The 18,445-nt window shown below is 48.1% G+C and carries 15 protein-coding genes and 8 tRNA genes; 4 read left to right on the forward strand and 19 right to left on the reverse strand.

The features are described 5' to 3' along the window. Nucleotides 1-315: 315 nt before the first annotated feature. From HI950_RS10675 to HI950_RS10710, 8 genes are all read right to left on the reverse strand, one after another. Entirely contained in the window at nucleotides 316-1,857 is a 1,542-nt protein-coding gene (locus HI950_RS10675; RefSeq protein ID WP_169083651.1) for a GxGYxYP domain-containing protein, read from the reverse strand. 87 nt (nucleotides 1,858-1,944) lie between these two features. Continuing rightward, nucleotides 1,945-4,047, reverse strand: coding sequence for a GxGYxYP domain-containing protein (locus HI950_RS10680; protein ID WP_169083650.1), 2,103 nt, complete (start codon nucleotides 4,045-4,047; stop codon nucleotides 1,945-1,947). After that, nucleotides 4,044-6,272, reverse strand: coding sequence for a GH92 family glycosyl hydrolase (locus HI950_RS10685; RefSeq protein ID WP_169083649.1), 2,229 nt, complete (start codon nucleotides 6,270-6,272; stop codon nucleotides 4,044-4,046). The genes HI950_RS10680 and HI950_RS10685 overlap by 4 nt, the downstream gene beginning before the upstream one ends. Nucleotides 6,273-6,311: 39 nt before the next feature. Further along, entirely contained in the window at nucleotides 6,312-7,697 is a 1,386-nt protein-coding gene (locus HI950_RS10690; RefSeq protein WP_169083648.1) for an extracellular solute-binding protein, read from the reverse strand. A 38-nt stretch (nucleotides 7,698-7,735) separates the two neighbouring features. Next, nucleotides 7,736-8,650, reverse strand: a complete 915-nt coding sequence (locus HI950_RS10695) for a carbohydrate ABC transporter permease (protein ID WP_169083647.1) — start codon at nucleotides 8,648-8,650, stop codon at nucleotides 7,736-7,738. Next, nucleotides 8,647-9,618: a carbohydrate ABC transporter permease gene (locus HI950_RS10700; RefSeq protein ID WP_169083646.1), complete on the reverse strand. Its 972-nt coding sequence runs from the start codon at nucleotides 9,616-9,618 to the stop codon at nucleotides 8,647-8,649. The genes HI950_RS10695 and HI950_RS10700 overlap by 4 nt, the downstream gene beginning before the upstream one ends. A gap of 166 nt (nucleotides 9,619-9,784) precedes the next feature. Next, nucleotides 9,785-11,341, reverse strand: a complete 1,557-nt coding sequence (locus tag HI950_RS10705) for an S-layer protein (RefSeq protein ID WP_169083645.1) — start codon at nucleotides 11,339-11,341, stop codon at nucleotides 9,785-9,787. Nucleotides 11,342-11,535: 194 nt separating this feature from the next. Next, nucleotides 11,536-12,678 carry a GntR family transcriptional regulator gene (locus HI950_RS10710; protein ID WP_169083644.1) on the reverse strand — a complete coding sequence of 381 codons (1,143 nt, stop codon included), beginning with the start codon at nucleotides 12,676-12,678 and terminating at the stop codon, nucleotides 11,536-11,538. Between the two features lie 210 nt (nucleotides 12,679-12,888). On the opposite strand from HI950_RS10710, the gene HI950_RS10715 reads away from it, so the two are divergent. Continuing rightward, nucleotides 12,889-13,227, forward strand: coding sequence for a L,D-transpeptidase (locus HI950_RS10715; protein ID WP_169083643.1), 339 nt, complete (start codon nucleotides 12,889-12,891; stop codon nucleotides 13,225-13,227). A gap of 81 nt (nucleotides 13,228-13,308) precedes the next feature. Continuing rightward, nucleotides 13,309-14,208, forward strand: a complete 900-nt coding sequence (locus HI950_RS36655) for an AraC family transcriptional regulator (protein ID WP_169083642.1) — start codon at nucleotides 13,309-13,311, stop codon at nucleotides 14,206-14,208. Between the two features lie 2 nt (nucleotides 14,209-14,210). Here HI950_RS36655 and HI950_RS10725 read toward each other — a convergent pair whose 3' ends face one another. The 11 genes from HI950_RS10725 to HI950_RS10775 form a co-directional block, all read right to left on the reverse strand. Next, entirely contained in the window at nucleotides 14,211-15,362 is a 1,152-nt protein-coding gene (locus tag HI950_RS10725; RefSeq protein WP_169083641.1) for a Gfo/Idh/MocA family protein, read from the reverse strand. Nucleotides 15,363-15,519: 157 nt separating this feature from the next. Continuing rightward, nucleotides 15,520-15,604, reverse strand: a tRNA-Leu gene (locus tag HI950_RS10730). 59 nt (nucleotides 15,605-15,663) lie between these two features. Continuing rightward, nucleotides 15,664-15,739, reverse strand: a tRNA-Lys gene (locus tag HI950_RS10735). A 50-nt stretch (nucleotides 15,740-15,789) separates the two neighbouring features. Further along, nucleotides 15,790-15,864, reverse strand: a tRNA-Glu gene (locus HI950_RS10740). Nucleotides 15,865-15,978: 114 nt separating this feature from the next. Further along, entirely contained in the window at nucleotides 15,979-16,293 is a 315-nt protein-coding gene (locus tag HI950_RS10745) for a hypothetical protein (RefSeq protein ID WP_169083640.1), read from the reverse strand. A 178-nt stretch (nucleotides 16,294-16,471) separates the two neighbouring features. After that, nucleotides 16,472-16,556 (reverse strand) — tRNA-Leu (locus HI950_RS10750). Between the two features lie 59 nt (nucleotides 16,557-16,615). Continuing rightward, nucleotides 16,616-16,691 (reverse strand) — tRNA-Lys (locus HI950_RS10755). Between the two features lie 50 nt (nucleotides 16,692-16,741). Beyond that, nucleotides 16,742-16,816 (reverse strand) — tRNA-Glu (locus HI950_RS10760). A gap of 105 nt (nucleotides 16,817-16,921) precedes the next feature. Beyond that, nucleotides 16,922-17,012: transfer RNA gene (locus tag HI950_RS10765), tRNA-Ser, on the reverse strand. 5 nt (nucleotides 17,013-17,017) lie between these two features. Then, nucleotides 17,018-17,093: transfer RNA gene (locus HI950_RS10770), tRNA-Asn, on the reverse strand. Between the two features lie 27 nt (nucleotides 17,094-17,120). Continuing rightward, a complete protein-coding gene (locus HI950_RS10775) occupies nucleotides 17,121-17,600 on the reverse strand; it encodes a SprT family protein (RefSeq protein ID WP_169083639.1) in 480 nt (159 codons plus the stop codon). A 131-nt stretch (nucleotides 17,601-17,731) separates the two neighbouring features. On the opposite strand from HI950_RS10775, the gene HI950_RS10780 reads away from it, so the two are divergent. Both HI950_RS10780 and cmpA read left to right on the forward strand, forming a co-directional pair. Beyond that, nucleotides 17,732-18,094 (forward strand): hydrolase/acyltransferase, encoded by a 363-nt coding sequence (locus HI950_RS10780; RefSeq protein WP_169083638.1) that lies wholly within the window; start codon nucleotides 17,732-17,734, stop codon nucleotides 18,092-18,094. 78 nt (nucleotides 18,095-18,172) lie between these two features. Continuing rightward, a complete protein-coding gene (gene cmpA / locus HI950_RS10785; protein ID WP_141680301.1) occupies nucleotides 18,173-18,316 on the forward strand; it encodes a cortex morphogenetic protein CmpA in 144 nt (47 codons plus the stop codon). The last annotated feature ends 129 nt before the right edge of the window (nucleotides 18,317-18,445 follow it).

Here is an 18,445-nt window from a genome sequence, read left to right on the forward strand (position 1 = left end):
CCAGAATGGAAATCACCTTTGTGAAAACCATTTTAAAAAAACGCTTACAAATCATATCTAAAATGAATCACACCACATTTGGTATAACTTATTATATAACCACTCATTTGCGGTGTAATAAGATGATATATCATAATAGATCGAAAATCAAGCGCTTTTTACCAAAAATATATTTAATTTATATACCATATTTTCGTGTTACCGCTTCCTATTCGCATATTTATATACCTAATAATATATTTGTTATACGGTCACCTCTATCCCTATAGTAAACCCTCCAGCAATAATGTCTATCGGTAATATTTGTAGGAAAAATTACTCCTCCAGCGGCGTCCTTGTCTTCACATCTCGAATGATACGCGCGAACAGCTCTTCCGGCGACACAACCTTCACATGGGCATCAAAATGGTCGATTACGTTTCGCACGTCGCTCATCGAACGACTCCATGGATGCACGTTAACGATCGTATAGCCCTCTTCCTTAGTCGGGTCGGTCGTATAGCCGTTAATGCGCTCTGCCATCTTCACGGGATCAGCATCCCACAGTGTCTCTCTTACGCTAACGAACGGCTTGTCCTTCACCCACCAGACCTTGCCTTCTCCTCCTACGTATTTTTCTCCATATGCGAGAATACCGCCTTTTAACGAGGGAATCGAAGCGAATTGCTCGATGGAGGCTATCTCCGGACTATTCCAATCGAGAAGCACCGCGAGCTGCATATCTGTTTTTTTCATATAAGCATCGAGCCGTTTGACGTTTTCCTTGAGATCCTCCTCCGGATACTCGCTGGGGAAGAAATACCCCGTTCCTGATACCGAGACTACAAAATGGTCCTTCTTCGCTTGCCCATAAATTCGAGATAGAGCGTCTGGGGCCAAATCGGCGAGTGTCGGAGCCATCTGCCAGCCCATCGGGAATTCCCCACGCTCGCTGCTTCCGTAATATTTGTCATTATTTACAAAATCATTCAGCAGCCACTGCACATTATCCCCGTCACTCATTACAAACGACACATAATGCGCTTTCGGGTCTGCCTCTTCTGCTTTGACATGATAAGGCTGCTTGAACGCCTTATCAGGCTTAACAGCAGATAATGCAGTCAAATTCATCGCCCAGTCCGAAGGAATCGTCGCAACGCCTTGCAGGCTGGCCGGAGCAATATGCTCAGATTCGCTCCCTTTCCCCCAGCCGAGACGAACCGCATCAGGGTTCAACGATTTGTAGATTTCGGGCAGCTCTTCATCGCTTGCGCTATCGTAGATATACATCGCTTTCAGCGCCACGCCATAATCACGCAGCTCCCCTCTTTCGGGATGCAGCTGCACGATGATATCCTTATTGAATTGGTCGCCATACTGCTTGAACAGCCACATGTCATCCTTATCGCTTACATCCTCCAAAGGCTTAAAGCCGATCGACTCCAGTTTAGAGGACAACGATTTCTCGGCAGCGACAGCTTGTTTTAGCCCTGCCAGCGAGGTGGCCACGTTCACGGATGGCGAATTTTTCTCGTAGACGTAAAATCCTTGAATACGGTCCTTAAACTTCTCCATTAGTGTCCAAGCATCTTTTACCTCCTCTGTCCTCACGCCATGCTTCGATCTCAGCTCTTCCAGCCACACATCGTACGCATCGTCTGTCATATAAATTTCTGGTTTATCTTGCGCCAAGACCCCTTGCAGCGTCCCCACCAAGACTAGCTCCTCTGGGCTTAAGGACGATTTTTGAATGACGTACAAATGCTCTGGTGCTTCTATTTTCGGAAAATAACTAAAGGTCTTTGCATTCGCACTGCTGCAGCCTGCCAGTGCAAGCAAAAACATCGCCATCCCCAGCCATTTAGCAAATTTCATCATTTTCGCACTCCCCCGTCTCGCCATGCTATAAGGCCAGAGCCCCTTGCTCAGAAGGGTGCTTGGCCTCGGCTTAGCATCGTTCGCTTGTTACTCGCTTGTTATTTTTAAATTGTCCAAATGAATATACTCGCCGTCTCCTTGACCGCTGTCGGACTGCTCCAGAAGAATCGTTACCGCCTTACCGGCAAATCCGCTCAGATCAACGCTCTTACCCGTCCATTCTCCAGATTTAATCGTCTCCCACGGCGCCAAGGTCGTAATCGAGTTATCCTCCTGAATGATCTCGATTTGAAAATCTCCGTCATGCTCGGAGCTCTTCGACTTGATGTCGAAGCTCATCGTGACCTTGCCGTTTGGCAATAAGAGCTTCTTGTAGAAATAGCCATTTGGCTTTAGATCCATTTTGCCCAGGTCAGACCCGTCCATCTGCAAAAATCCGTTGCCGTCTTGCTCGAACCAGCCAGCCTTGTCGTATTCTTTGCCAGCATCGACCGCCGCCCAGCCTTCCGAATCTTTGTCAAAGGCGTATACATAGTTCGTATCGGCTGCCATATTAGCGACCTCGTCCAAATCAATGATTCCCTCGTCCAGCTTTTTCTTCACGCCGGAATAATCAAAGGTGGTCACATCGTCCAGCTCGCTTACATTTTCCTGCTTCACATTTTTCTTAATCAGCTCCATGAACTCGTCCGGCGTTACGACAACGACGTCTGGGCCAAGATTAGCCGCGATGTCCAAAACATCCTGATAATTGTGAGACCAAGGATGCACATTAACCATTGTGTAGCCTTCTATGACGCTAGGATCCTTTTTGTAGCTGTTCAATCGAACGGCCATCTCCTGCGGCACCGTCTCCCACAGCGTTTCCCGCGCGGCTATAAACGGCTTTCCGTTTGACCATGAGAGCGCGCCTTTTCCATCCCCATATTTGTAGCCCATGAAGTAGAATCCGCCTTCGATCTGGTCCTGAGCGGCATATTGGTCGATTACTTTCTGTGAAATTTCATTATCGAGAATCGATACATATTTCAAATCAGCTCTCTTCATGAAATCGTTTGTATCCTTCATAAACGTTTTCAATGTCTCTTCCGGATAGAGCGACGGATTGATGTAGCCGATGCCCGATACGGCAGCAACAAAATGGTCATTTTCCGTTGCCTTCTCGTAGCTGTATTTCATAATGTTCGGGGCAAGATCCGCTAAACTCGGTGCAATTGACCAACCAAAAGGAACCTTGCCCTTGTCCTTATGGCCCTGCATCTTGGAGGCGAGCGACGCTCCGTTCGCATACCATTGCACATTGTCCCCATCGCTCATAATGAAAGTGACGTAATGAACCTTCTCGCCGTCTCTCGCGTTTTTCTTCGTCTTTTTCTGCTTCAATTGCTCGCGCGGAAGCGCCGAGAAAACCGAGAGATTATGCGCATGATCCGAAGCGATCGTCATTTTGCCCAGACGAGAAGCCGTATCGACGCCGGAGAGCTCATCCGAATGCCAGCCCATTATGGCGCTATTTGGATTCGTCCAATCAAACGCTTCCTTCGTATCCGCAAGGCTGGCATCGTACATGAAGAAACCTTTTACCGCAGCCCCGTAATCCCTCAAGGAATTCAAGCTGTACTCCTGCTTGAATATAAAATCTTTATTTAGCTTCTCTCCATACTCGGTTAAAGCCCACATTTCGTCCTTGTCGCTCACATCAAGCTTCTTGACCAGTCCATGCTGGACGGCTTCATCCGCAAGCGACTCTTCCACTGCCGCGTACTTCATCGCGCCGCTGACAGTGGAGGCTGCATTGACAGTCGAAGTGTTGCTTCGCTTGAATTGCACGAATCCATTTTCAGCTAGCTTGCCTTTGAACTTGTCCACGAGATCCCAGACAGACGGAACATACTCATAGGTAACGCCATAGTTTGCTTTCATATCTTCCAGCCAAACGGTATATGCGTTGCCGTTGTCGATATAGATCTCCACTTGATCCTGCGCCACAATTCCTTGAAGCGTTTCAGCCAGCACCCACTCTTCTTCTTTAAGATCATCGCCCTTAATGACATAAAGATGTTTGGCTATATTTAATTTAGGAAATATAGATTCCGATTCTGACGCTGTCTTCTGACAGCCTGACAACATGATCACTGCTGCCAGCAAAATGGCTATTGCGCTCGACGCTCTCTTTCTTGTTTTGGTCATAGCAAGCTCTCCTTCTTACAGCTGCTAAGCGAGAATGGCAGCTGTTCCTCCGCATACTCCTTAATGACAGGGCGGTCTGTCATCACGAAGCGGATCGTACCGCCTCCTATAAGCGTCTCATGTGGAATCGACAAACCATCCTGAAGCTCGTCATTCACGTAAATCGCATGAACGTAAACATTTTCGGCGTTGTTATTTTCCGATTCTATTGTAAGCTGTACACCGTTCTCCAAAGTTAGCACCGCTTTTTTGAATAACGGGCTGCCCCACACATATTCGGGCGTACCCGGAGATAACGGATAGATGCCGAGTGCTCCAAAAATGTACCAAGCGCTCATGCTTCCATTGTCTTCATCGCCAGGCAGGCCGTCTGGATGCGAGCTGAACAATTCCTCCATCGTTTTTCTCACCCAATACTGCGTTTCCGACGGATAGCCGATGGCTGTAAAAATATAAGGAATGTGAAAGCTTGGTTGGTTGCTGATGGCGAATTGTCCAAAATCAACAGCGGCCATCTCCGACATTTCGTGGATCTCAAAAGAATACGAGCCGATACGGAAGTGCGGCGGCGTCGCAAACAGCTCCAGCAAACGGTCGTACATCTTCTCTCTCCCGCCCATAAGCTTAGCGAGTCCCAGCAAATCATGCTGCACTGCCCAGCTCGTTTGCCACGGGCCGCCTTCGCAATAATCGCCGCCCCAAGCAAATGGATCGAACTCGTCTTCCCTGCTTCCGTCTGCCTTTAGCCCGCGCATAAAGCCGGTTTGCGGATCGTAAAGCCGTGCATAATTTTTAGATCTTTCTAGCATTTGCCCGCTTTCCTCGTGCTTCCCTAATCCGTCAGCAAGCTGAGCAATACAGAAATCGCCATAATAATAATCGAGTGCATTGCTTACGCTTTCGTGGTATTTATCGCTTGGCATAAATCCATATTTCACATAATCGGCCAACCCTTTGCGCCCAATGCCTTCTTTCCCGGAATCCACGGTTGCATGCTTCTTCAAGCCTTCGTAAGCGGCCTCCACATCGAAGCCGCGAACGCCTTTGACATAAGCATCTGCAAACACCGCATCAATCAGCGTGCCAGGCATTAAGCTTCTTTCCCCCGGCGATACCCACTTCGGCATCCAGCCGCCTTCTTTATACACATTCACCCAAGCCTGAAGCATTTCGCCTACGAGCGTTGGAGAAAGAATCGAAAGCAGCGGATACTCCGTTCGAAACGTGTCCCAGAAGCCATTGTCTGAATACATCGGGCCTGACTCTACATTTCCGCTAAATGCGCTATAGTGTACTTGATTGCCTCTATTGTCATACTCATACCAAACTCTTGGGAACAACGAGGTGCGATAAAGGCTCGTATAGAACGTTTTTAATTTTTCGTCATCCTCGTCCTCCACTTGAATTTTGCCGAGCGTGGTCTCCCACTGTTCGGCCGCTTCCATTCTAACCTCATCGAATCCACGTTCGCCGATCTCATTTTTCATATTAAGCAGCGCCTGCTCGACACTGATAAAAGAAGTTGCGACCCTCGCCTGCACGTAGCCCGATTCCGGCACTTCAAGACCGACATATGCGCCGACACGATTTCCGCTCGCTGCCGTTGATTCACTCGGAGCAAAATCCTTATCGAACGTTCCGCTTTGCCCTTCCTTCATATCGCAATCGAATGAAATCGCAAAGTATTGGGCAAAATTTCCCGGTACGAGATTTTCGCTGTTGGCTCTCGTGAAGCCTGTCACTAGGCGGGCAGCCGAGTCGATCTGAATGGAAGAGTCTCCTTCAAATGGCGATACGAGAAACCGAGCGCCGTCCCGCTCCTCGAAGCGGATTCGAATGACGGCGCAGCGTACGGTTGGGGCAAGCTCCAGCGTCGCTCTGTAGCGAAGCAGCCGAACGCGGTAATAGTCAGGTCTGATGATTGTTTCCTCTGGCCTGAAAGACGATGCCCAATCAAATGGAGACAAATATAACGGGCCTGATTGTGGCATTAGCAGCAAATGTCCATAATCAGCCATCCACGGGCTTGGTTGATGAGTCAGACGGATGCCTTGCAGGCTGCGGTGGGAAGGATGGAAAAACCATCTTTCTCCCGCTTCATCCGTTTGCGGACTCCATGCTGCCATGCCGAACGGACGTGTAATGAGGGGCAGCGTATTGCCATTCGAAAATTTCATGACGGATGCGGTACCTTGCAATGGGTTAACGAAGTCCAAAAGTTTCATATGATCCAGTCTCCTTATTTGTGTTATCGTGCTATCGTTTTAACGTGTCAGCTTCTCCGCTTTTTCCTGCGCTTCGTCCAACAGTTTATCGATCGGCTCGTCCGTCATGAACGTCTTAGCCATCGCTTCTTGAAAGGCCTGCCACACTTTGGAGCTGGCTTTGTCAAAAGTAGGAAGTCCTTGAACATTTTCCCGCAAACCCTGATAAACCTGATAGAGCTCCGGATGCTCTGCCCGATAGCCGTCGCTTTCTCCAATATCCTTGCGTATAACGGGACGAATGTTGAACGTCTTGACGATTTCCTGCGATGCCGGGCTGATTGCCGCTTGAATGTACTTGAACGCATCTTCCTTGTTTTTCGAATAGGTCGGAACCGACAGGAAAGCTGCGCCGATCGTCAAATTCCCTATTTTTCCACCCTCAGGAATCGGAAGTGGCGCAATGCCGCAATCCATCTCCAGATCCTTGCAAATTTGAGCTCGCCAAGGTCCGTCAACCGCGAATGCCAACTGGCCTTTTTGGAATCCATCCCAGAACGGAGCTTCCGCATTCGACACTAACGCGCCTTTGCTGTTGTATTTGCCCAGCTCGCGGATAAGCTCGAAGGCCGCTGTATTGCCCGGCTGGTTGAAAGCCGCTTTATTCGCTTCGTCGACGAATCCACCGCCGCTTACCATTAATAAGGAGCCGAACCTCAGCACGCCGCCGAAATTCGGACCTGCGTAGGCGCCTCCCGCAAAAAACTTCCCTTTGCCCGCTTCGGCGATTTGTTTGGACATCTGGGTCCATTCGGTCCAAGTAACCGGAGGCTTCTCCGGATCGAGACCAGCCTGCCGGAAAAGTTCTTTATTCCAATACAGATTGCTGACTCCTGGCTGCACGGCAACGCCATATATTTTGCCGTCAACCTCCATTGGCTTCCATGCGCCGTCGACGATATTCTCGCGAATTTCTTGATCGAGCCATTCCGGGAAAGGCTCAAATACCCCTTGAGCCGCGAACCCCGGCGACTGCGTCTCGCCGATCATAATATCCGGCCCTTGCCCCGAAAGGATGGCAGTGGATTGCTTCTGGATCAAAGGCTCAGCCCAGCCCCAATCCTCATATTTGAGAGCGATGCCTTGCTTCTTCATCTCCTCATTAATAGAAGAGGTCCATTCATATTGAAATTTGCCGTCATTACCGTACTCTGTAGTCAACATGTCCTTCTTTCTGCGTTCGACAACTTCATCGCCGCTGCCTGTTCCCAGATTAATCGCTCCGTCGGCTAGCACGACAAGCGGACTTTCGCCAGCATCAGAGGCTCCATTCGTCTCGGACGCCGTCTTGCCGCTGCCCTTAGAGGACGAGCATGCAGCCGTTCCGAGAACAGCCATAATAAGGAGCATGGCAAGCATCATTTTTGTTGTGCGAATTTTTCCCAAGTTAATCAACCCCCGTGTATGTCAATCAAATGAAGTCATTAGCCTTTCAGGCCGCTGTTCGCCAGCCCTTCCACCATGTACCGCTGAAAGAAAAAAAATAAGAGCAGGGCAGGCAGCGTGACGCCGAGGCCCAGCGTAATGATGAGCGGATAATCAGGAATGCTCATCGGGTTCGAGGCGATAGAGCTGAGCCTCGTAATCGCAGCTGGCAGTGTCTGGAGACTGTCGCTGCTTGTGAAGAAGAATGGCGTTGACCAGTCATTCCAGGTTCCAATCGCTGTCGTAATCGCGATAAAGGCCAAGATCGGCTTTTGAAGCGGCAGCACCAATCCAAAGATGATTCGTATCAAGCTTGCTCCATCCACTCGGGCCGCCTCTTCCAGCTCATATGGCAGCTTCTCTAGCGATTGCTTCATTAGGAAGGTTCCCATAATGTTGATAGCCGGACCGCCGTTGACGTACACCCAGAAAGAATCCAAAATGCCTTGTCCGCCGAAAAACACGTCGTTCCCTCCCGCATACGGCCATCTTGCGTATTGAATAAACGTAGGAATTAAGCCTACGACACCGGGAATCATTTGCGATGCCAGCAAAGCAAGGAATAGAATTTCCTGTCCAGCAAATTTCAATCTTGCGAACACATATCCCGCAAGCAGTGAGGTCAGACAAGCCCAGAAAACGCTATAGCCGGTTCGAAGGAGCGAGTTGACGAAATAGGTTTGTACATTGCTATCTGCCGATCCGAACACTAGCGTCGCATAATTTTTAAACGTTATTTCTTGCGGCAAAGGGAACAGACCAATTACGGTCGATGCATATTCCTCCTTCGTCATAAAGCCGACCAGTACGATAAACAGAATCGGATACAGAAGAATCAAACCGCCTAGCAGCAACGAAGCATGTCCTAACAGATAAAGCGGCCTGCGCCGTTTTGCCGACATCATATGACTCATGCTCTCTTCCTCCTTTTGCGGCCCGTTCTCTCGTTCTCGGTCATCATTCGGAAATAAATGACTGTGAACAGGAAGACGACCCCAGCGAGTATGACGGATGAAGCGCCGGCCATCCCTAAGTTAAAGTCCCAGAAAGCGTCCCTAAGAATCCGGAAAACAAGCACCTCCGTCGTGCCGAAAGGCCCGCCGCCCGTTATGAACATGACCTGCTCGTAAATTTGAACAGCTCCGATAAAGCCGGTGATCATCACATACGTCGTAATCGGCTTCAAGCCCGGCATCGTCACATGTAGAAATCGCTTCCAAGCGGTAGCGCCGTCCATCTGCGCCGCTTCATACAGCTGCCTGTCGATCGATTGCAGCCCGGCCAGCCATAATAGCGCCGTGCCTCCGATGCCTTTCCATACCGTATACACGATAATCCAGAACACACCCCAGAACGTGGAGTAGCCCCACAAAATCGGCTGCAGCCCCAGGCTGACCAGCACATTATTGATGACGCCATTGTTCGGATCAAGAAAAATGTTGAACACCTGAGTTGTAGCCACCGTGGAGGTAACGACAGGAACATACCAAATCGTCCGATAAATGCCTCTGCCTTTTAAAGGCAGATTCATTAGAAGTGCAGCTCCAAATCCGAATAGGATGGTTAGGCCCGTTCCCAGCAGGCCCATCCATACGGCCCGGAATAATGATTCATAGTAGAGCGGATCCGTGAAAAACTGTACATAATTTCCTAGTCCGATGAATTCAGGTTTAGCTGTGAGCCCAACCCAGTCGAAGAAGCCGAGCAAGAAGCCAAACAGGGTCGGTACGCCGCCAATGACGATCCACCATAATACCAGCGGTCCCAAAATAAGCAGAGCGGCGATCGGATCTCTCTTCCGCCTTTGAAATTGACGCAGCCTCGTTATAAAACTGACTTTATGATCCGGTGACAATAATTGCGGCTTTGAGGATGAAATCAATTTAAGATGCCTCCGTTCTCTCGTGGTTCTATGTTTATTATATTTAATATTGCAAATATGTCAATATAGCCTTGTGCCATAAAAGTACACAAAAAAACTGCAGCCAAGCGGCTGCAGTTTCCGTTACTTCAAGCATTTTATTATTTCGATGTCCGTGTTACAGTCATTATTTTACACTTACAAAAATCGGGTTGGAGTAGAACCACAGATCCTTGTAGTTTCTTTTGTTGATTTCGATAAACCGAGCTTCGTTATCTTCGATATCCGTCTTCTCATCCATCAGCGGCTCTCCGTTTAGTGTCTCCCCAGGCACATTTACACCCAAATTAGTTCCTCTAAGACGGAAATACTGATTTTTGTCGGAAGCTTTCACTTTAAAGGTAATGACATTGTAACCGTCTTTTGTCGTTTTCCATTCCTTGCTGGTAAACCGCTTAAGCACCTTGGTCGAATCGTTCGTTTCCTTGTTGTACGCATCTGTTCCCGGCATCGCTTTTCCTGTCACATCGCCTGCAATTAGATCCACGTGATCGACTTTCACGGCATCGCCATTGTTATTTTTTTTCGGGCTTTTAAATTTAATGGTTACGGTAAGCTGTTCGTTCTTTTTCGCTTTCAGTTCCCCGCCCATTTCCGCCTTGTTGTTACCCTTCGTTATGTTGAAATCAAGGGCATTGATCAAATCGCCGAATACGGAGAAAGATTTCCCCGAACGCATGCCATCAAGGACAGCAAGCGAATCGCTGCCATTCACCCACGTGTAGTTTTTCGAATATTCGCCCGGACGGTATCCGCTTGAATACAGCCGATTGTCGCTAATGAAGAAATGTGAATCTGAATTGGCAAAATTCCAGAACCTGCGTCCTTCTCCCAGAAGCGCATCCCAAGCGCCGCCCTTTTGAGCCAGCATGTAATCTGCACCGCCGTAAGTCCGGTTCTTCGGAGTTGCTAAATTGAGGCCGCCGCGGTCGGGCTCCATTTGGTTGCCAACCATGCCTTCAAAACCGAAAGCAACCGTCGGAGCGATATTGTTGAAATCGCGGAAATCCGCTATCGTGTACACCGTTTTTCTAGATGGGTGATTGAATAGTGCAAAGCTGGTCTTCTTATAATTGGTTTCCAGCCAATTCAATGCGGTACGCGCATCCTCGCGTGTAGAAAAAGCCCGGCTGTCCTTTGACGACCATTCGGCTACATCAGCCGGATCAAAATACTTTTCTTCACGGTTCGTGAACAAATATTCGAATTGATTAGCCACTTTCAAGCTCTGCTCGGAGCCCGGCTCGTCCGTCATGATACCAACCCCAACATGCTCATAGGTCGGCATATCCCACTCAAAGCCAGAGAAAATGATTTTTCCCGGGTATTTGCCCGCCTCTTGCAGCTGCTTGATCTTTGGAACCTGATATTCCAGCATCCCTTGAGAGAACGGGATTGATCCATTCGGCAGCGGTTGTCCTTCGTCATCTCTCGATTCCATTCGCAGATGGTCCGCAAATCCCATCCAATCGAGGCCATAATTTTCAAGCCCTTGATCCAGCAAGTAGCTCAAGGAATGCTGCGCGTCATCGGATTGATAGGTATGCACGTGATATTCACCCGTTAGCCATTTGCCGCTTTTAACAGCTTCTTTTTGGTCCGTAGAAGCTGAAGCGCCTTGCGCTGCAATCGTTGCAGCAAGCGTCACCCCAAGCAACACCGACATACGTTTCTTTGACATCATGAAACCCTCCTGTAAATATTAAGATTTAGTAAACGCTTTCAGTATAATTCGGTTTTTAAGTTTTGACAATGATATATTTAATATAGATAATATTAATGTTTCTCATAATGACCGCTGCAACACAAAAAGAACCTAACCAAGCTCGGTTAGGTTCCACATGCATGCCTATATTCCATTCTGAAAAATTACAACAATTATAGTTCATTAATTGCTGCTGTTGTTTGCTTGATAACCAGCTTCGGCTCCAGTACTGTCCTTATATTTTGAGTCGAAAGCAGCTTGCCCTTCAAAATGTTCAAAATCAGCTCTCCCGCCTTCAAACCCATATCGCTCTCCGATTGGTTGATATGTGTGAACAGGCTAAGATCCTCCATCATCGGGCTGGGATTATCGAACGTTACGATCGACAACTCTTCAGGCACCTTTATGCCAGCCCGTTTGGCGATCGACCAAATTTTGAAGCCCAAGTTCCCGTTTAAGGCAATAAATGCGGTAGCTACGCGGTTCTTAATATAACGGAACAAAGGATGCTCCGGGCCCAGCATGTCCATATCGGAGTCAAAATCAGTAAGGAGCAACGCCGGATTGATCATCGCCCCACGCGCCCTTAACGCATTCATGTAGCCGTTGATCCGATCATCAACAGAGACAGTCGGCACCGGCGAATCGGAACAAATCGCAATTTCGCGATGCCCTAGGCTCCAAAGGTGATCAACCGCCAGCTTGGCCGCTAGCTGACTGTCTGAGTATACGGCGTTCGTTTCTACACCGGGAAGATAACGATCAATAAGAACAAATGGATATTCCGACATTTTCAGCGCAATAATTTCCTCATTATAAATCTCTGCATCAACCGGGAAGATGATCAAGGCTTCGACCTTGTTTTTCAAATCGCGGATAATTTCCTTCTCTCGTTCCTTAGAGTTAAAGCTAAACATCATTACCAGAGCATATTCGCTATCCTCCAGCGCGTCCGTAATTCCACGAATAAGACGAATCGCAAAGTAATCGTCTACAAATGGAAAAATGAGGCCGATCTTAGGACGTTCCGAATGGCTTGAGCTGTCCAAGGCTGCCGCAGAAGCTGATTTCTCCGGTGAAATTTCTTGCTCCGGCACCCCTTTTACGAAGGTTCCACGGCCGGGGATGCGATAAATCCACCCTTCCCTCGCAAGTTCGTTAAGCGCATTCGCCACCGTAATCCGGCTGACTTTGAATTGCTCAATCATTTCTTTTTCCGTCGGGATTTTGTCATCTTCCCTCAGCTGTCTCGTGCTGATGAGTTCTTTAAAATAGTTCTGTATTTGTATGTAAAGAGGTTCTCTTTCTGAGCTCATCTTCTCAAGCCTCCAAGGCTAAATTTAAAGTTAACTATAATGATTATATATAAATATAACATAGCATCAAATAATGTGCGAAGTAACTCCAAATATTAACAATTGCACCGAATGCGTCAAACCTCTCCCGACAATCCTATTTTTAGAAGCGCCCCAATGAAGCAAACCTCCACTGCACTACATAACATATGGGAAAAGGAGTGGAACCCCATGCCCGATTATCGCATTATCGTTGATCTTTCCGATCGTCAGCTGCATCTGCTGGATAGCAACATCGTTACTCGATCCTTTCCCGTTGGCATCGGCAGGATGGTCACGCAGACGCCTATCGGCGAATTTACGATCATCAACAAGCAAGCTAATCCTGGCGGTCCGTTCGGCGCCTTCTGGATGGGACTATCGAAGCCCCATTATGGCATCCATGGCACAAATGATCCTTCATCTATCGGCCATCTCGTCTCGCAAGGCTGTATCCGCATGTATAACGAAGACGTCCTAGCCCTATCCAAACTCGTCCCCATCAACACGCGCGTAACGATCAGGCCTTAGCCTAGCTACCTAAAAAAGGCCGTTCTATTATGTTAAACTAATAGAGCGCAACCATTTTTTTAAAACGAGGATGTGTCTCCCGTGTCTTACATCCATAACGTTAATCTCCGAGATGTTCCGCTCTACTTTGCCCATAGACGCACTAGCGACGAGCCTAATCATTACCAAGGGACGTTTCATGCTCACCAAGGCATCGAGATTTTGATCGTTCATGAAGGCAAGGGCACGATTATCATTGAGCAAAAAAGCTATGCGCTCGCGCCCGGCATGTTATGTATATTTCAGCCCTTTCAGCTTCACCACGTCCAGGTGGACTTGAGCCCTGAAACGCCCTTTATTCGCTCCATCGTCCATTTTGAGCCTAGCCTGTACGAAAGCTACTTTGACAAGTGGCCTAGCCTACAGGCCTTTTATAAGCATATTCATATGGGAAGCTTGCTTGAGCCTTGCATGTATCATTCGGGTGATGCAGAGCCGCTGCACAGCTTGCTGAGAAGCTGGGAGCAGACTCTGCCGCTATTGTCCAAGGGTGATTATTTCGAGGAGTTCTCACTATTTCTCGTAGTCTTCTTGCGGGCGTTCAAGCAGCTATGGGAGCAGCAGCCTGCGCCGATCGCGGCAGCAAATATTTCGCGCAAGCCCCACCAGGCCGAGCGTATATTGGAATGGCTGGATGCGCATTACAGGGAGCCGCTGCGGCTGGAGCAAATGGCAAGCGAGCTTCATCTCTCCCCGTACCATCTATCCCATTTGTTCAAGGCTTGTACAGGGAGCAGCATTTCCGACTACGTTGCCGCCAAAAAAATGCAGCAAGCGATTATGCTCCTAACCGCTTCCGAGCACTCGATTGCCCGTATTGGCGAAGAGGTCGGCATAACAAACAGCTCTTATTTTTGCAAAATGTTCAAAACGCAAATGGGTATTACGCCGCATCAATACCGCAAGCAATTTCAGCGCAAGGTTTACCCTCTGCCGCGCTGAATCTATTTATAGTCGCTGCCTGTTGTAATGGTCAAATCCGCAAAATTGGCCACCGAGCTTTTCTTCTCATAGAAATGAGTCGCATTCGCCTGCATTCCGCTTCGCGTATAATAAGGATCGTCGCTGCTTATCGGAAATTGGACAAGACTCCCCGTGCTTGCAGCCTTGTAGATCCCGACGATGACCTCGAGCGTTTGGCGACCGCTTCCCCCGTCTATAAGCAAAGGGGCGCCATTCTCAATAGCCGCGAGCATATTATCGATTTGACCGGCATGCCCTTCGTAGGCGACCTCAGGCAATGCCTCATAGCAGCGCTGAAGCTCTGCTTCCAGAGCCGGGTTCGCCTCTGGAAAGCCATTAGACAGCGCTGTAGACGCCTTAATCTGCCATGGAGCGGAGATACGCGCCTTCGTGCCTTGGAAAATGAGCTGCTGCTCCTGACCATGATGCACGACAGAGCTTGTGACCTGCGCAAGCGCTCCGCTTTTATAGCGAAAAATGCCAATCGACAAGTCCTCGACCTCGGCATTGTCATGGGACGTATTTGTCATGAACGCTTGGACGTCGGACGGCTGACCCATCATCCATAGCCACGCATCGATGTGATGAACCGCATGATTCAGCGTGCAGCCTCCGCCTTCCTTCTCCCACGTTCCTCGCCACCATAAATCATAATAGCAGTGTCCGCGCCACCAAAGAGAGTCGATCTGAGCATGTACGATTTTCCCCATTAAGCCGCTCTCCACTATAGACTTCAGTCTCATCATTGGCGTCTTGAAGCGATTCTGGGCGACAACCGACAACAGCTTCCCGCTCCGGCTTGCCGCTTCGTTCATGAGATCGCATTCCTCCAAGGAGGACGCCATCGGCTTCTCCACGAGCACATGGACGCCAGCCTCCAGAAATGCGACCGCAAGCTCTGCATGCGTGTAAGGCGGCGTACAGATGGATACGAGATCAATATCCTGCTCTAATAGCTCGGTGTAGTCTAATACCGCACTGGCTTCCAGCTGATGCTGCCGAATGCGAGCAAGCGCCTTCTCTTCATAGATATCGCTAATGGCCACTACTTGGCAGCGCTCCGGAAATTGTAAATAAGCTTCAATATGAGCACTGGAAATCGCTCCGGCACCGATAATCGCAACTTTAAGCATAATGGAATCCCCCTTAAGCATGTTGCAATCAGCTTAACAAGTAAACGAATTCAAATGTATGCACAGCTTGTGCAAAAATAACGCTACTTTGCGGTTTTCCAAGCAGCATATATAAAAAAAGCCCTTGCTTTCGCAAGGACTTCGAATGTATTTGATATGGTGCGGTAGACAGGATTTGAACCTGCACGTCCATGGGACACTACCCCCTCAAGATAGCGTGTCTGCCGTTCCACCACTACCGCACATGTTAAGTTTGAATGTCGTTCCTTCGCTCTCATTTGCCTTCGGCTTGCTAAGCGAATGGTGAGCCATGAAGGACTCGAACCTTCGACACCCTGATTAAAAGTCAGGTGCTCTACCAACTGAGCTAATGGCTCTCGCTGTGATTGAATCGAGCTCCTTAGAGCTGGTACACTTTGAGGATAAATGGTGACCCGTAGGGGACTCGAACCCCTGTTACCTCCGTGAAAGGGAGGTGTCTTAACCACTTGACCAACGGGCCGCTTTGATGCCAGAAATCAATCGCTGTCTGAGACAACAAAAATGATTATATCAGCTAATTAGCAGGAGTACAAGCATTTTTTTCGAAAAAATTTCAGAGCAGCGCATTGCTTAATTATTCAATGGTTTCCGCTTTAAATACGTTGTCCAGCTTATCTTCAGGCGTCAGTCTTTTCTTCAAAGGAACCTTAACATCTCTTCCTAATTCCTTAAAGAACGTTTCAACATCGCATTCGATTTTGTCGACATAAACCGAAAGTTTGCCTTTTTCGATAATCGCTTCATTGCCTTCAGCAGGCACAGTCACTTCAATGGAATACTTTTTCATTAAGGTGTTGCTGTAACGACCAAAAATCTCAAGCAATTCCTCGTTATTAAATTTCCCAATCGCCGCTTGTCCCTTGTTCGTAAAGTTTAAGTTTATTTTCATGTTTACAGCTCCTCATCTCTAATGATGCATCTGTTTGGACGGTTCGAGTAACTTATAACGAAAAAACCACTCTCTAGTCAGATTTTTATGATCTGAATATAAAGTGGCATCATCTATCAGAAAAGTGCTTTATGACACCTTCTAAGTTCACCTATATACATCGGTAAAGAGTAAGTTATGGTGCGGTAGACAGGATTTGAACCTGCACGTCCATGGGACACTACCCCCTCAAGATAGCGTGTCTGCCGTTCCACCACTACCGCACATGTTAAGTTTGAATGTCGTTCCTTCGCTCTCATTTGCCTTCGGCTTGCTAAGCGAATGGTGAGCCATGAAGGACTCGAACCTTCGACACCCTGATTAAAAGTCAGGTGCTCTACCAACTGAGCTAATGGCTCTCGCTGTGATTGAATCGAGCTCCTTAGAGCTGGTACACTTTGAGGATAAATGGTGACCCGTAGGGGACTCGAACCCCTGTTACCTCCGTGAAAGGGAGGTGTCTTAACCACTTGACCAACGGGCCTTATATGTCACATCAATAAGCTTCTCACAAAGTCGCAACCTTAAGCGGCAAATAAAAAAGACCGGATGAACGGTCTTCCCGTTACAAGCACTTGTGAAAAAAATGTGGCGGAGAGAGAGGGATTCGAACCCTCGCACCACTTACGCAGTCTAACCCCTTAGCAGAGGGTCCCCTTGAGCCACTTGGGTATCTCTCCAAATCTGGCTCCCCGAACAGGACTCGAACCTGTGACAACTCGATTAACAGTCGAGTGCTCTACCAACTGAGCTATCAGGGAAAAGTAAAAGTGACAAGTAATAATATATCATGTTGTATTTTGATTGTCAATCAATATTCGTTTTAATTTTCCGCGGCATTTTCCGCAGGCATATTTGGCTGGATCAATCTTCCGCTTCCGCAAATATTCCATCCCACATTTGCTGCAAATAAGCTTGTACCGATACGGCTGCTGCTTGCGCTGCGCGCGTTCCGGAAGCGTCTGGCAATAGCGTGAGCCACCGACATGCGCAAGCAAATTTTTGAAATCAGCATCCCGGTGCTTGTATCCCCGCTTTAATATATGCAAATGATAATGGCAAAGCTCATGCTTAATAATTTTTTCGGTTTCCTCATGCCCAAACGTCGAAAGCTGATGCGGACTGATCTCTATGTTGTGCGAACGCGTAAAATAACGTCCACCCGTTGCCTTTAAGCGGCTGTTGAATGTTGCTTGATGTAGAAATGGACGGCCAAAATACGTAGTTGAAATTTGCTCTACCCATTGCTGCAATGCTTCATTGTTCATTGATTAATCTCCCCCAACTACTTGAATTTTAAAGCCGCGATACGCTACACTGTCAAGTAGGAATTATTGAATTTGTAGAAAAATCTGCAGATGATGCACGGCAACATACCGAGGGGAGATCTAGAACGATTATGGCAACAATGCGCTACGTCCTACTGAAACAAAACGACAGCATCTTGTTCGTCGAAATGCCTGATTCACACGCTTATCAGCTAAGCGCGCTCAATTTGCGGCTTCATAAAGAAATCGATAAATTAACCGCCGAGCATGTACCAAGCTTGCCTTACGCTGTCGCGGAATGCAACGATGTCGAGCTTCACGATTCATCCATTGCTATCGTATCAGGGCTGGATTACATCAACAGCCTAGAGAAGGATTTCGCCAGCGTGCAAGAAAAATCGTATCCGCTTATTTCGCTGCTTACGGAAATCCGGGCTCTGCAGGCTCAGCTTGAGCAGTGGTATGAGGAGTACGAAGAAGAACAGAGCATTTAGGTTGGACCTGCACGGACACTCGCCCTCCCCCATATTGTAGTATTACAACAAGTTAGGCACGGGAGGAGGACAATGTATATGCCACAGTGGCTGTGCAATCAACTGATGCGCGCTTTTCAGAAGAAAGACCGCAGACAGATTAAGCTGCTTAATGACTGCTGGTATTTCTACCGCAACAAACAAAGTCCGAAGGAACAAGGCAACGGCACCGAATTTCAATAATGCATTCCCATCGCATCACATAACCGCAAGAGGCATATTCCTTTTCTGGAAATAGCTCATTTCGCGGTGTAATATAAGCAGAGTTATCATTGCATAGCAATCAACTACTTATATTTGGAACGAAAAAAA

This window comes from Paenibacillus sp. PL91 (assembly GCF_012935325.2).
Lineage (GTDB): Bacteria > Bacillota > Bacilli > Paenibacillales > Paenibacillaceae > Pristimantibacillus.